Here is a 14,620-nt window from a genome sequence, read left to right as displayed (position 1 = left end):
CGACGGGCCCCGGGAGGGCCCGCCGGAGGGTTGACGCCATGGTGGCGGCGGGAAGGCTCAGGCCTTGCGGAACACCAGCTGGCCGCCCTCGGCATCGGCGACGATGGTGTCGCCGGCGACGAATTCGCCGGCCAGGATCCGCTGCGCCAGCGGGTTCTCCAGCTGCTGCTGGATCGCCCGTTTCAGGGGCCGCGCCCCGTACACCGGGTCGAAGCCGACGTTGGCGAGCAGGGCCAGCGCGTTGTCGCCGAGCTCGAGCTTGAGGCCGCGCTCGGCCAGGCGCTTGTCGAGGCCGGCCATCTGGATCCGGGCGATCTCGCGGATCTGCGCCTTGCCCAGCGGATGGAACACGACGATGTCGTCGAGCCGGTTGATGAACTCCGGCCGGAAGTGGTTCTGCACCACGCCCATCACCGCCGCCTTCATCTTGGTGTAGCCCTCGGCGGAGTCGTCCTCCGACATCTCCTGGATCATCTGGCTGCCCAGGTTGGAGGTCATGACGATGACCGTGTTGCGGAAGTCCACGGTGCGACCCTGGCCGTCGGTGAGGCGGCCGTCGTCGAGCACCTGCAGCAGGATGTTGAACACGTCCGGGTGGGCCTTCTCGACCTCGTCGAGCAGGATCACGCTGTACGGCCGGCGGCGCACCGCCTCGGTCAGGTAGCCGCCCTCCTCGTAGCCGACATAACCCGGGGGCGCGCCGACCAGGCGCGAGACGGCGTGCTTCTCCATGAACTCGCTCATGTCGATGCGCACCATCGCGTCGGACGAATCGAACAGGAACTCGGCCAGCGCCTTGCACAGCTCGGTCTTGCCGACGCCGGTCGGGCCCAGGAACAGGAACGAGCCGCTGGGTCGGTTGGGGTCGGACAGGCCGGCGCGCGAGCGGCGCACCGCGTCGGAGACGACCTTGATCGCCTCTTCCTGGCCGACCACGCGCGCGTGCAGGTGCTCCTCCATCTTCAGCAGCTTCTCGCGCTCGCCCTCGAGCATCTTCGACACCGGGATGCCGGTCCAGCGCGCGACGACCTCGGCGATCTCCTCGGCGGTAACCTTGTCCTGCAGCAGGCTGAAGCCCTGCTTCTCGGCCTCCTGGGCTGCCTGCAGCTGCTTCTCCAGTTCCGGCAGGGTGCCGTACTGGATCTCGCTCATGCGACCGAAGTCCTGCTTGCGCTGCGCGGCCTCCAGCTCGAGCTTGGCCGCCTCGATCTGTTCCTTGATCTTCGTCGCGCCCTGCAGGGTGGCCTTCTCGGCCTTCCACACTTCCTCCAGGTCGTTGAACTCGCGCTCGAGCGTGGCGATCTCCGCCTCGAGGTCGGCCAGGCGCTGCTTCGACGCGTCGTCCTTTTCCTTCTTCAGCGCCTCGCGCTGGATCTTGAGCTGGATCAGGCGGCGCTCCTTGCGGTCGAGTTCCTCGGGCTTGGAGTCGATCTCCATGCGGATGCGGCTCGCCGCCTCGTCCATCAGGTCGATCGCCTTGTCCGGCAGCTGGCGATCGGCGATGTAGCGGTTGCTCAGCGTGGCGGCGGCGACGATCGCCGGGTCGGTGATCTCCACGCCATGGTGGACCGCGTACTTCTCCTTCAGGCCACGCAGGATGGCGATCGTGTCCTCCACCGAGGGCTCGCCGACGAAGACCTTCTGGAAGCGGCGCTCGAGCGCGGCGTCCTTTTCGACGTACTTTCGGTACTCGTCCAGCGTGGTCGCGCCGATGCAGTGCAGCTCGCCGCGCGCCAGCGCCGGCTTGAGCATGTTGCCGGCATCCATCGCGCCATCGGCCTTGCCGGCGCCGACCATGGTGTGCAGTTCGTCGATGAAGAGGATCACCTGGCCCTCGTTCTTGGCCAGGTCGTTGAGCACGCCCTTCAGGCGCTCCTCGAACTCGCCGCGGAACTTGGCGCCGGCGATCAGCGCGCCCATGTCGAGCGCGAGCACGCGCTTGCCGCGCAGGCCCTCGGGCACTTCGCCATTGACGATGCGCTGGGCCAGGCCCTCGACGATCGCCGTCTTGCCCACGCCGGGCTCGCCGATCAGGACGGGGTTGTTCTTGGTCCGGCGCTGCAGCACCTGCACGGTGCGGCGGATTTCCTCGTCGCGGCCGATGACCGGGTCCAGCTTGCCGGACTCGGCGCGCGCGGTGAGGTCGACGCAGTATTTCTCAAGCGCCTGGCGCTGTTCCTCGGCGTTCTCGGACTGCACCGACTCGCCGCCGCGGGCCTTGTCGATGGCCGCTTCCAGCCGCGTCTTGTCGGCGCCGGCGGCCTTGAGCAGCTTGCCCACCTCGCTGCTGCCCTCGAGCGCGGCGAGCAGGAACAGCTCGGATGCGATGAAGGCATCGCCGCGCTGCTGGGCGAGCTTGTCGGTCACGTTGAGCAACCTCGCCAGGTCGTTGCCGGCCGAGACGTTGCCCTCTTGACCGCTGACCTTGGGCAGCTTTTCCAGCGCCTCGCCCAGGCGCTCGCGCAGCAAGGGTACGTTGACGCCGGCCTGTACCAGCAGCGGCCGGGTGCCGCCGCCGGCCTGGTCGAGCAGCGCGGTCAGCAGGTGCACCGGTTCGATCACGTTGTGGTCGCGCCCGACCGCCAGCGATTGCGCATCGGCGATCGCCTGCTGGAAGCGCGAAGTCAGCTTGTCCATCCGCATGTGGGGAATCCTCGGGAAACGGGGGCGGCCGCATTGCCGCATGACTGCGAAATGCGGCTCGCGCGCCGACGATTCAAGCGCGATTCAAGGATGCGCAAACGGCTGTTCAGGCAATGTCGAGGCCTGCCTACGCCCCGGGTGGCGCGCGATCGCGTGGTCCGTCGGCCTGAAGCGACAGCAGCGCCAGCATGCCCGCCAGTACCGCATAGCCCGCCGCGAACTGCCAGGCGATGACCCGGGCCAGCCCCTGCAAGGCCCATGGCAGGTAAATGCCGCCCTGCGGGTGCACCGAGTGGATCACCCCGAACAGACAGAGCACGGCCGCGCCCAGCAGCCAGCCCGCGGCCAGTCGCAGGCGCCCCTCGATCATCGCCACCAGGGCCGAGGCCCAGAGCATCGCGGTGATGATGAAGCCGTTGCCCAGGACCACGATGGTGGCCAGCTCCGGCAGGCCGCTGCCTTCGCCGTGAGCATACAGCTCGGCGAAGCGCGCCGGTTCGATCCAGGCCGGATTGCCGAGCTTGATCACCAGCAGGTAGGCGACCGAAGGCAGGAACGCGAGGGCGACGGCGATCGCATGCTCGCGGCGGGTGCTCTGGAAAGCCTGCACCGTGATGTCCAGGCCGACGTAGGCGATGATCGGCGCCAGCACCGCGAGCGGCAGCCACTGCACCAGGCCCGACACGATGCCCAGCATGCCGCCGATGCCGACGAACAGGCCGGTCAGCAGGGTGTAGCCCATGCGCGCGCCCATGTGCTTGTAGGCCGGCTGGCCGATGTACGGCGTGGTCTGCGCGACGCCGCCGCAGAGGCCGGCGACCAGGGTCGAGACGGCCTCGGCCAGCAGCACGTCGCGCGTGCGGTAATCGTCGCCTGCGGCGCGCGCGCTCTCGCTGACGTTGATGCCGCCCACCACCATCAACAGCCCGAAGGGCAGCAGCAGCGACAGGTAGGGCACGGTCAGCGGCAGTCCGTCGATGAAGCCCAGCCCCGGCCACGGCAACGTGAGGCCCAGCGGCATCGCGCGCGGCAGGACGAAGCCCGGCGCCCCCAGGCCGGCGATGCCGAGCCCGTAGTACAGCGCCGTACCCACCAGGAAAGCCAGCAGCACGCCCGGGATACGGACCGGCAGCCGGCCGCGCGCGACCAGCACGTACAGCAGCAGGCCGAACGTCGCCAGGCCGACCACCGGCGATCGCAGGGTCTCGATGAGCGGCAGGAAGCCCAGCAGCACCAGCGCAGCGCCGCCGATCGACCCCAGCAGCGCCGCCCGCGGCACGACCCGGGTGATCAGGTCGCCGGCGAACGAAAGCACCAGCTTCAGCGTGCCCATCACCATCAGCGAGGCCATGCCCAGCTGCCAGGTCGCCAGCGCCGCTGCCTCGGGCGCCATGCCCTCGGCCTGGAAGCGGGTGAACGCCGGGCCGAGCACCAGCAGGGCCATGCCGATGCTGGTCGGCGCGTCCAGGCCCAGTGGCATGGCGGTGACGTCGTCGCGCCCGCTGCGCAGCGCGAGCCGGCGCGCCATCAGGGTGTAGATGAGGTTGCCCACCAGCACGCCGAAGGCGGTGCCGGGGAACATCCGGGTGAACACGACCTCGGCCGGGAAGCCGAAGATCCCGACCAGCGCGGCCGCGATGAAACCGAGGATCGACAGGTTGTCGACGACCAGGCCGAAGAAGCCGTTGAGGTCGCCGGGCACGAACCAGCGCGGGGCGGCGCGCTCAGTCATCGCCGCCGTCCCGCTTCGCGACGCGCGTGGCCGCAACGGCCAACTTGTCCCGCTTCATGTCCCCGCCCCCGTATGTAGTCCGCCTCCAGTATGCGGCACGCCCGGACGATGGCATGCACGCGGGCCCGCCATCGCCGCGCGTCACGCTTACTCGATCCACACCAGGCTGGCCATGCGCCCGCTGCGCCCGTCGCGGCGATGGGAAAAGAACGCCGCCGGCTCGGAGATCGTGCAGCGCGTGCCGCCATGGATGCGTTCGAGGGGCAGACCGGCAGCGGCCAGGCGGCGTCGCGCCAGCGCGTACAGGTCGACGTTCCAGTGTCGCGGGCGCGTCGCGGCGAAGGCGGCCTCCGCACCCGCCTCGCGCGACACGAATGCATCGCGGACCTCCTCGCCCACCTCGTAGGCAGCGGGCCCGGCGGCGGGGCCCAGCCAGGCGCGCAGGCGATCGGGCGGCGTTCGCAGGGAGGCCACCGTCGCTTCGAGGACACCCGCGGCCAGGCCACGCCAGCCGGCATGCGCGCCCCCCACCTGCAGGCCGTCGTCGCTGCGGAACAGCACCGGCAGGCAGTCCGCGGTCTGGATGGCGATCACCACGCCCGGCTCGGCGGTCACCGCCGCGTCGGCCTCCGGCTCGCCGCCGCCACCGGCCGCCCCCAGGCGCAGCACGCCCGTGCCGTGCACCTGCCGCAGCCAGCGCGGCGCCGAGGGCAGTCCCGCGCGCCGGACCAGGGCCTCGCGGTGGACCCGGGCATTCTCCGGGGCGTCGCCGCAGCGCAGCCCGAGGTTGAAGTCGTCGAAGGGCGGCGGCGATTGGCCGTCGCCGTGGCGCAGCGTGCTGATCGCGCGGACCCGCGGCGGCGCAGGCCAGTCGACCTCGAACCACGGCGTCGCCATCTCAGCGGGCCGCTTCGTCGGCCAGGCGGCTGTCTTCCCGAAGCACCGCGACCAGGGCCTGCATGTCGGCCGGCATGGGCGCCGAACAGCGGACCGGCTCGCCGCTGACCGGATGCGCGAACTCAAGCGTCTCGGCATGCAGCGCCTGCCGCTTGAAGCCCCGCAGCGCCTCGACCAGTTCGGGGGTGGCCCCGCGCGGCAGTTTCAGCGGTCCGCCGTACATGGGATCGCCGATGATCGGGTACTTCACGTGGGCCATGTGCACGCGGATCTGGTGGGTCCGCCCGGTCTCCAGCCGGCACTCCAGCAGGGTGTGCGCACGGAAGCGCTCGCGCAGGCGGTAATGGGTCACCGCCTCGCGCCCGTCCTCACGCACCGCCATGCGGATGCGGTCGCGCGGATGGCGGTCGATCGGGAAGTCCGCGGTGCCGCCGGCGACCATTGCCCCGACCACCACGGCCAGGTACTGCCGATGGACCTGGCGCGAGGACAACTGCTCGATCAGGGCGGTGTGGGCGACCAGGGTGCGGGCCACCACCATGACCCCGGACGTGTCCTTGTCGAGCCGGTGCACGATGCCGGCGCGGGCCAGCGTGTTCAGGTTCGGGTCGCGATGCAGCAGGGCGTTGACGAGGGTCCCGGCGGGATTCCCGGCGCCCGGGTGGACGACCAGGCCCGCGGGCTTGTTGATGACGATGACGTGCTCGTCCTCGAACAGCACCTCCAGCGGGATCGCCTCGGGCGCGGAATGGGTCTGGACCTCCTCGACCACCCGCAGCACCACGGCCTCGCCGCCGCGCACCGGGTCGCGCGGCCGGACCTGCTGGCCGTCCAGCAGGGCGTCGCCGGACTTGATCCACGCGGCCAGGCGGGAACGCGAGTAGGCCGGGAACAGTTCGGCCAGGACGGCGTCGAAGCGCCGTCCGGCGGCATGGTCGGGGACGGTGGCGGTCAACTGGGAGGCGGTATCGGTCATTGTCTGGGGCGGCCTTGCCGGGGCTGGGCATCGATTAAGGCCACGAGGGCCCGGACTGCTATTATCGGCAGTTCGTGCCCTCGGCGCCCGTTGAAGCCTCCCATGACCGCAAGTTCCACCCTCGCCCGTTCCCTGCCCCGCCTGGCCGGCATCCTCGTGCTCGCCCTCGTCGTGGCCACCGGCTGCTCGCGTTTCAAGGACAAGGACGCCGATGAAGGCCAGCCTGTCGAAGCGCTCTACCAGAAAGCGCACAAGTCGATGGAGAACGAGAACTGGGCCGGCGCGGAGACCACGTTCAAGCGCCTGGTCGCCCAGTACCCGTACGGCCCGTACACCGAGCAGGCGCTGATGGAAATCGCCTATGCCCAGTACAAGGCCGGCAAGCACGAAGACGCGATCAGCAGCATCGACCGCTTCCTGCGCACCTACCCCACCCACCGCAACGCGGCCTACCTGTACTACCTGCGCGGGCTGACCAACTCCAGCCGCGACGCGGTGTTCCTGCAGCGCGTGTGGCGCCTGGACTCCAGCCGGCGCGACCTCTCGACGCCGCGCCAGGCCTACAACGACTTCCAGCTCGTGGTGGACCGCTACCCCAACAGCCGCTACGCGCCGGCCGCCGAGGAAAAGATGGCCGAACTGCGCGATACCTTCGCGCGCCACCAGATGGACGTCGCCCTGTACTACCTGCGGCGCACGGCCTACGTGGCCGCGGCGAACCGCGCCACCTACCTGATGAAGACCTACCCGGGCAGCATGTACCAGAACGACGCCATCGCCACCCTCGCCCTCGCCTACGAAGGCATGGGCAACGAAGCGCTGGCCGAGAGCACCCGCAAGGAGCTGCAGGCCAAGGACCCCGACCATCCGTACCTGGCCGGCAAGAACTGGCCCGACTATCCCAGCGACTGGCGCAAGCTCAACCCCTTCGCGGGCGAGAAGTCGGCGCTCGACAACATGTGACGGGAGCCTGCTTCCGTTGCGAGGACGCCGCCCCCTGGGCGGCGTTTTTTTTGGGGGAATGGGGAATGGGGAATGGGGAATGGGGAATGGGGAATGGGGAATGGGGAATGGGGAATGGGGAATGGGGAATGGGGGTCGGACGGGCCTCGGCTCGCCACCACTCCCGCCCTCGCCCAACGCCGTCATCCCGGCGAACGCTGGGATCCAGCTCTTCGCTTCGCCGGGGCGGCCGCCCCCTGCCTCGACGCCAGCAGGACCTGCTCCTTCCAGCGGTGACCCCGAAGAAAAAGCCCATCCCCAGGCGATGAGGGGCCGAAAGTCCCGCGGGCCGGAGGGTCCACGCGCTTCCGGGGCTTATGCCCGCGCGTTCAGAACCCGTAGCCGTTGGTGATCGGGTAGCGCCGCTCGCGGCTGAAGGCACGGCGCGAGACCTTCGGTCCCGGCGCGGACTGGTGCCGCTTCCATTCGCTGATCCGCACCAGGCGCAGGACCTTGTCGACGGTCGCCGCGTCGTAGCCGGCCGAGACGATGTCGTCGCGCGACTGCTCCTGGTCGACATAGCGCAACAGGATGGCGTCGAGCACGTCGTAGGGCGGGAGCGAGTCCTGGTCCTTCTGGTCGGCGCGCAGCTCGGCCGACGGCGCCCGGTCGATCACCTCCTGCGGGATCACCTGCCCGCCGTGGGGCGCGCTGCCGCCGACGGTGTTGCGCCAGCGCGCCAGCGCATAGACCTCGGTCTTGTAGAGGTCCTTGATCGGGGCGTAGCCGCCGCACATGTCGCCGTAGATGGTGGCGTAGCCGACGGCGTACTCGCTCTTGTTGCCGGTCGTCAGCAACAGCCCCCCGAACTTGTTCGACAGCGCCATCAGCAGGGCGCCGCGGGTACGCGACTGCAGGTTCTCCTCGGTCGTGTCGACATCGATGCCCTCGAAGGTGCCTTCCAGCGCGTCGAGGAAGCCCTGGAACGGCTTCTCGATCGGCAGGGTCAGCAAGCGCACCCCGAGCGAATCGCATTGCACCTGTGCCAGGTCGTTCGACAGGTCGGCGGTAAAGCGCGAGGGCATCCGCACCGCGGTCACGTTCTCCGCGCCCAGTGCGTCGACCGCCAGCGCCAGCACCAGCGATGAATCGATCCCGCCCGACAGCCCGAGCCAGACTTTTCCGAAGCCGTTCTTGCGGCAATAGTCGGCGGTGCCGCGCACGATGGCCCGCCACGCCAGCGCATCGCGGCTCTCGTCGCCCTCGTCCATCCATTGCACGGGCAGGAAGGCGCGGTGCTCGCGGTTGAAATCGACCACCAGCCACTGGTCGGTGAAGGCCGCGGCGGCAGGGTGCACGCTGCCGTCGGCGTCGGCGACCACCGACGCTCCGTCGAACATCAGCGCGTCCTGCCCACCCACCAGGTTGAGGTAGGCGATGGCGACGCCGGGGCCATTCGCGCGGCTCTCGCGGATCCGGCGCCCCAGCAGGGCGTCGCGGTCGGCATGCTTGTCGCGCTCGAAGGGCGAGGCATTCGGCACCAGCAGCAGTTCGGCGCCGGCCGCCACCGCTTCGGCCATCGGCTCGGCGAACCAGAGGTCCTCGCAGATCACCAGGCCGACGCGCATGCCGTCGACCTCGAACACGCAGGTCTCGCCGTCGGGATCGAGGGTGAAGTAGCGGCGCTCGTCGAACACCGCGTAGTTCGGCAGCTCGCGCTTGCGGTAGGTATGCGTGACGCGTCCATCGCGCAGTACGCTGGCCGCGTTGTAGACCACGCTGCCGGCCGACTGCGGCCACCCCACCACCGCGGTGATGCCGGCGACGCGCGCAGCCAGCTTCTCCATCTCGACGTGGCAGTCGGCCAGGAAGCCCGGCCGCATCAACAGGTCCTCCGGCGGATAGCCACTGAGGGCGAGCTCCGGGAACAGCACCAGGTCGGCCCCGTATTCGTCGCGCGCCTCGTTGACCATCGCGAGGATGCGTTCGGCATTGGCCTGGACCGCGCCGACCGGGAAGTCGAACTGGGCCATGGCGATTCGAAGCGTCTGGGACATGGAGCCACCTGGGATTTGGACCGGCCGCGTCGGCCGGGGGAGCGCAGGCTGTGCGAAGCCGGCGCGCGATGCGGGCATTGTTCCAGATGGCGGAGGCGCGCCACCAGCCCAGCGACGCGCGTCAGTCGCCGGCGGCGGCCAACTGCACGCGCAGGTCGTCGAGCGTGAGCTGCAGGTGCGCGCGCAGCAGCGTCCGCACCCGGTCGGTGTCGCGGTCGAGCCAGGCATCGAGCAGGCGCTGGTGTTCATCGTCCGCGCGACGGTATCGGCCTTCCGGCTCAAGATGCTTGTGGACGTATCGATCGGCAAGCAGGTGCAGGCGTTCCACCAGCTGCGCGGTCACCTGGTGCCGCGCCGACTGCACCAGGCTCAGGTGGAAGCTGCGGTTGCGCGTCGCCAGTCCGGCCTTGTCGCCCGTATCGACCGACTCGAGGGCACGCAGAGCCGAACGCGCGGCTTCGCGGCGCGCCTCGTCCGCTTCCAGGCACGCATCGGCGGCGGCGTCGGGCTCCAGCTTCAGCCGCAGGGCGAACACCTCCTCGGCCTCGGTCGCGCTCAGCGCCGGCACGAAGAAGCCCCGGTTGGGCAGCGAGCGCAACAGGCCGCTCTGCTCCAGCCGCGTCAGCGCCTCGCGCAGGGGAATCTTGCTGATCCCGAGGTCTTCGGCCAGGGCCTCCTGGCGGATCGGGGCAAGGGCGGGAATCCGCGCGGAAAGGATCCGTTCGCGGATCACCTCGAAGGCTTGGTCGGAGAGGCTGCGGCTGACGATGCTCATCGCACCAGTCTAACGGCCGCGATGCGCGGTCCGCCCCGCCGAGGGGCCCTCCGAAAGTCGTGCCCAGGCCCCTGGCGGCGTCGCCAAGCCCGGTGCGAAGGGCCCGTCGACCCAAACAGAGACGCCTCTCTCAAACTGTATACCGTATCTTATATACCTTAGTATTGTTGCCGCCTCATGACGCCCGCCCGACGGGCATTGCAGTGGACCCCGCCGATGCCTGCCCAGACCGCCCGCTATCCGTGTTCCCACCCGCACCTGGGGCCCGACGAGGTCCCCGTGGGGGGCGCGCCTGGTCCCGCCCCCATACGAGGCGAGGAATACCTTGACCGCATCGCCCGGGCGCGGCGCCTCATGGCCTCCATCGGCCTGGACGCCTGCGTGATCCTTGCGGGGGCCAACCTCCGCTATTTCAGTGGCCTGCCCTGGGGCGGGACGGAGCGCCTGCTGGCGATGGTGCTGCCGCGCTCGGGAGCGCCCCGGCTCGTGTGCCCCGAGTTCGAGCTCGGCTCGTTGCGGGGCGCGCTCCAAGTCGAGGTCGAAACCTGCACCTGGCAGGAGCACGAGGATCCGGCCCGGCTGGTCGCGGCCCTGCTTCGCGACGGCGGCTGCCGCCGGACCGGGGTGGACCCCCTTGCCCCGTGGTTCATGGTGGAGGCGCTTCAGCGCGCACTCGGTCCCCTGGCGCTGGAAAGCGCGGCGGCCGTCACCGAGGCCTGCCGGCTGCGCAAGTCGGCCGCGGAGCTGGCGCTGATCCAGCACGCCATGTCCATCACCCTGGAAGTCCAGCAGCAGGTGTTCGAGTCGCTGCAGCCAGGCGTCACCACGCGGCAGCTGCGGGCCTTCATCGACGAAACCCATCGCGCCCTCGGGGCCGATGGCGGCAGCACCTTCTGTGCCGTCCAGTTCGGCGAGGCCACCGCGTATCCGCATGGCGTGCCCGGAGAACAACGGCTTCGCCGGGACGACCTGGTCCTGGTCGACACCGGCTGCCAGGTCCAGGGGTACCACTCCGACATCACGCGCACGTACGCGTTCGGCACGCCCGACCAGGCCCAGCGCACGACCTGGGCGCTGGAACGCGAAGCCCAGCAGGCCGCTTTCGACGCGGTCCGCGTGGGCGTCCCCTGCGAGCGCATCGACGATGCCGCCCGGTCCCTGCTGGTCCGCGCCGGGCTCGGCCCCGCTTACCGGTTGCCCGGCCTGCCGCATCGCACCGGGCACGGCATCGGCCTGGCCATCCACGAACCGGCCTACCTGGTCCCGGGCGATCGCACGCCGCTGCAGGAGGGCATGTGCTTCAGCGACGAACCCATGATCGTCGTCCCGCGCCGCTTCGGCATCCGCCTCGAGGACCACTTCCACGTGACCGGCACGGGCGCCCGCTGGTTCACCCCGCCCGCGGTCTCGATCACCCGGCCTTTCGGCTGAGAGCCGCAACACGCGGACCGGCGTCCCGGACACGAACACCAGAGCACCACGCCCGACGTGCACAGCGGACGCGCACGCGGGCCGGGGACGCGTTCCCCGCATGCAGCATCCCGGGACCGGCCAGGGCGGCCCAAGGTCCCGGGCATCGATCGGCAAGGCGCAGGGGGGCGCCGTCGGCGGAATCGTCCGCCTTATACATCCAAGGGAGAACCGAAATGCAAGCATCACGCAAGCGCCGTACCCGGCGCCTGGCCACGATCGGCAGCGTCGCCGCCATCGTGTCGTTCATCAGCTATGCCAGCCAGAATGGCCTGCCCGGCCTGGTCACGGGCCCCGCACCCGATGCGGCCACCGCGATCACGGCTGCCGGGGCGCACCACGCGGGTCCACGGGACCGTGCCCATCGCCGCAGCGCCCTGCTGCGCGATGGCACTGCCGCGCAACGCCAACTGGGTCGCGCCCAAGCCGTAGAGAAATCGCCGCAGACCGAACGCCAGGTGTTCGGACAGCACGTGCAGGAGGATCGCCGCGCGGTCGCCCGCCGCATGCCCCGGCAGCCTCCGGTCAGCCAGTGGGTCGACACCGCCTACGACCACGCCAGCCCCCGAGCCAACGTGCTGCGCCGGCCCTCGCTGCAGGCAACGGGCATGGCCGCCGCCGCGGCAACCACGGCCACGTGCACCAGCGACCAGTTCGCGATGCTGAGCGGCGCCTCGCTGGTCGCCGCCGTCAAGGGCGCGACCACCAGCTGCATCAATGGCCTGTTCTCGCTCGGCGGCAGCCTCGCCCGCGACACCTTCAACGAAGCGAAGATGGTCAGCGTGGCCAATGCGCTCGCCACCTCGGCGGGTCGCTACGACGGCAGCAACCAAGACAGCACGCTGCAATTGATCCTGTTCCTGCGCGCGGGCTACTACGTGCAGTACTACGACGGCAGCGTCGGCGACTACGGCAGCGCCCTGCGCGCGGCGATCAGGCCGGCGCTGGATGCCTTCGCCGGCAACGCCAACTTTGGGCTGGTCAACGACGTGCACGGCGAGATACTCGCCGAGTTCGTCACCCTGATCGACAGCGCGACCGAGAACGCCCGCTACCTGTACGTCGTCAAGCGACTGCTGAATGCCTTCGACAGCCGCTACGACGCCTACTACTGGATGCGCGCCGCCACCAACAACGCCTTCCTGGTGCTGTTCCGCGGCCACTATGACGCAGCATTCCAGCAGGCCGTCCAGGCCGACACCTCGATCGTCGACACGCTGTACGACTTCGTAAACCGCAACTTCAGCCTGATGGGCGGCGAAAACGACTACCTCGTCTCCAACGCCGGACGCGAGCTGGGACGCTTCCTGCAATACGGCGGGACCCTGAAGTCGCTGTCGCGTTCGCGCGCCAAGGCGGTGATCGATCGCTCGGCGGTCACGGGCGTCACCGCTCCGCTTTGGGTCGGCGTGGGCGAAATGGTCGACTACTACGACAAGGCCAATTGCAGCTACTACGGCCTGTGCGACTTCGCCGCGCGCGTCGAGGCCGCCGCCCTGCCGCTGCGGCATACCTGCAGCCCGACGCTCAGGATCCGCGCCCAGGCCATGAGTGCCGCAGAACTGGCGCAGACCTGCCAGATCGTCGGTGGGCAGGAAGACTACTTCCACGACAGGCTGCAGACCGGGGGTGTCCCGGTCCGGGACGACAACAACTCGGCGCTCGAGATGGTGGTCTTCGACAGCAGCACGGACTACGGCACGTATGCCGGGGCGATCTTCGGCATCGACACCAACAACGGCGGCATGTACCTGGAGGGCGACCCCGCCGCCAGCGGCAACCAGGCGCGCTTCATCGCCTACGAGGCCGAATGGCTGCAGCCGGAGACGTTCGAGATCTGGAACCTGACCCACGAGTATGTCCACTACCTGGACGGACGCTTCAACATGCACGGCGATTTCGGCGACGCCATCTCGCAGGACACCATCTGGTGGATCGAGGGCCTGGCCGAGTACATGTCGTACTCCTATCGAGACGTCCTGTATGCCGCCGCCCAGCAGGAGGCCGCGAAGGGGACCCATGCCCTGAGCACGATCTACGGCAACGACTACAACAGCGGGCAGACCCGGGTCTACAACTGGGGCTACCTCGCGGTGCGCTACATGTTCGAGCAGCGGCGCGGCCAGGTCGACTCGATCCTGGGCTACCTGCGACCGGGCGACTACGCTGGCTACGCCGGCTTCATGGCCAGCATCGGCACCGGTAACGATGCCGGCTTCAAGGCATGGCTCCCCTGCGTCGCCACGCCCGGCACGCCCTCGTGCGGCGGCAGCGGCAACACGCCACCGGTGGCCGCCTTCAGCGCCAGCGCGACCGGGCTCACCGCCCGCTTCACCGACGGCTCCAGCGATCCCGACGGGCGCATCGTGTCCCGTCGCTGGAGCTTCGGCGACGGCAGCAGTTCGACCGCCGCCTCGCCCAGCCACACCTACGCGAGCGCGGGCAGCTACACGGTCCAGCTGACGGTCACCGACGACGCGGGCGCCAGCTCCAGCACCAGCCGGTCCGTCAGCGTCAGCGCCGGCACGCCAAACCAGGCGCCCAGCGCGGCGTTCAGCGTGGCGGTGGACGGGCTGGCGGCGCGATTCACCGACGCCTCGACCGACCCGGACGGCCGCATCGTGTCGAGGGCCTGGGACTTCGGCGACGGTTCTGGATCGACGACGACCAGTCCCAGCCATGCCTACGCAAGCGCGGGGACGTACACCGTCGCCCTCACCGTCACCGACGACGCAGGGGCCACGCACACCCGGCGGCAGGCCGTCACGGTATCGGGCGGGGCCGACCTGCCCGCGTGCGCCGGCAGCGCGCAAGCCATGGGCAGGAACTGCTCGCGCACCGTGTCGGTGGCCGCCGGCGACCATGCCTACCTGTACATCTACATCCCACAGGGCACGGCCTCATTGCGGATCACCATGAAGGGGGGCACGGGCAACGCCGACCTCTTCGTGAACACGCTCGGCAACTGGGCCACGCGGACATCGCACAACTACCGCTCGACCAACGCCGGGAACAGCGAAAGCGTCGTGGTGGACCACCCGCCCGCCGGCTATGTCTACCTCAGCCTATACGGGGTCACGGCGGCCAACGGCGTCACCGTCAGCACGGAGTACTGAGCGCCAGGCCCG

At 69.8% G+C, this 14,620-nt stretch carries 9 protein-coding genes; 3 read left to right on the top strand and 6 right to left on the bottom strand.

The genetic code is table 11. The features are described from left to right. Positions 1-57: 57 nt before the first annotated feature. The 4 genes from clpB to rluD form a co-directional block, all read right to left on the bottom strand. Positions 58-2,643 (bottom strand): ATP-dependent chaperone ClpB, encoded by a 2,586-nt coding sequence (gene clpB, locus H4F98_RS01015; protein ID WP_182684802.1) that lies wholly within the window; start codon positions 2,641-2,643, stop codon positions 58-60. A gap of 127 nt (positions 2,644-2,770) precedes the next feature. After that, positions 2,771-4,375, bottom strand: coding sequence for a SulP family inorganic anion transporter (locus H4F98_RS01010; RefSeq protein WP_182684801.1), 1,605 nt, complete (start codon positions 4,373-4,375; stop codon positions 2,771-2,773). 147 nt (positions 4,376-4,522) lie between these two features. Next, complete coding sequence (pgeF, locus tag H4F98_RS01005; protein ID WP_182684800.1) at positions 4,523-5,272, bottom strand: peptidoglycan editing factor PgeF; 750 nt, start codon at positions 5,270-5,272, stop codon at positions 4,523-4,525. 1 nt (position 5,273) lies between these two features. Continuing rightward, the gene (gene rluD, locus H4F98_RS01000) at positions 5,274-6,248 is read right to left on the bottom strand and encodes a 23S rRNA pseudouridine(1911/1915/1917) synthase RluD (protein WP_182684799.1); all 975 of its coding nucleotides are present in this window, start codon (positions 6,246-6,248) and stop codon (positions 5,274-5,276) included. Positions 6,249-6,350: 102 nt separating this feature from the next. On the opposite strand from rluD, the gene H4F98_RS00995 reads away from it, so the two are divergent. After that, the gene (locus H4F98_RS00995; protein ID WP_182684798.1) at positions 6,351-7,211 is read left to right on the top strand and encodes an outer membrane protein assembly factor BamD; all 861 of its coding nucleotides are present in this window, start codon (positions 6,351-6,353) and stop codon (positions 7,209-7,211) included. Positions 7,212-7,579: 368 nt separating this feature from the next. Here H4F98_RS00995 and H4F98_RS00990 read toward each other — a convergent pair whose 3' ends face one another. Beyond that, positions 7,580-9,247, bottom strand: a complete 1,668-nt coding sequence (locus tag H4F98_RS00990; RefSeq protein ID WP_182684797.1) for an NAD+ synthase — start codon at positions 9,245-9,247, stop codon at positions 7,580-7,582. Positions 9,248-9,368: 121 nt separating this feature from the next. Further along, the gene (locus H4F98_RS00985) at positions 9,369-10,022 is read right to left on the bottom strand and encodes a GntR family transcriptional regulator (RefSeq protein ID WP_182684796.1); all 654 of its coding nucleotides are present in this window, start codon (positions 10,020-10,022) and stop codon (positions 9,369-9,371) included. Positions 10,023-10,238: 216 nt separating this feature from the next. On the opposite strand from H4F98_RS00985, the gene H4F98_RS00980 reads away from it, so the two are divergent. Both H4F98_RS00980 and H4F98_RS00975 read left to right on the top strand, forming a co-directional pair. Continuing rightward, positions 10,239-11,453: a M24 family metallopeptidase gene (locus tag H4F98_RS00980; protein ID WP_182684795.1), complete on the top strand. Its 1,215-nt coding sequence runs from the start codon at positions 10,239-10,241 to the stop codon at positions 11,451-11,453. A gap of 215 nt (positions 11,454-11,668) precedes the next feature. After that, positions 11,669-14,608: a collagenase gene (locus tag H4F98_RS00975; RefSeq protein ID WP_182684794.1), complete on the top strand. Its 2,940-nt coding sequence runs from the start codon at positions 11,669-11,671 to the stop codon at positions 14,606-14,608. Positions 14,609-14,620: the final 12 nt, after the last annotated feature.

It is taken from the genome of Marilutibacter spongiae (genome assembly GCF_014145325.1).
In the GTDB taxonomy this organism is placed as follows: Bacteria; Pseudomonadota; Gammaproteobacteria; order Xanthomonadales; family Xanthomonadaceae; genus Marilutibacter; species Marilutibacter spongiae.
Note: the sequence above shows the minus strand (reverse complement) of the source record. Positions and strands in the feature narration are given on the sequence as shown.